The 319-nt window shown below is 56.1% G+C and carries 1 protein-coding gene; it reads left to right on the top strand.

Features of this window, described 5'->3' with window-relative positions:
• Nucleotides 1-48 precede the first annotated feature (48 nt).
• A partial coding sequence (locus tag AC3XQU_RS23515; protein WP_489876559.1) for a hypothetical protein occupies nt 49-319 on the top strand: 271 nt, incomplete at its 3' end.

The raw sequence follows: 319 nt of genomic DNA, 5'->3' as shown, positions 1-319 counted from the left end.
AACTTCACCAAGGGCCTAGCACCTCGCGAAAGCTCACTCGTACGCTTTATGGAGGAGCCGACAGAGCATCTGATTGATACCGTCAACGCCTTAGATGATCAGCTGCAGGCCGCGCTCATCCTCGTGTATGTCCATCAGGGCGGATTCGATCCTAGCGATCATGACGCTTCGGCCGCACAGGCGGTCGCCGAGCTGACTGGGTACACTCTCACTAAGATTCAGGATTGTTTCGCTGAGCTGAAGGGCTCGTTCCTGAAGCTGTCCGGATCAAAATGGACCTTCGCCCATCCGACGATCTCCGACGCCCTAACGGAGATTC

It is taken from the genome of Telluria sp. AZSoR62, from assembly GCF_058111565.1.
This window is presented reverse-complemented; position numbering and strand designations above follow the sequence as displayed.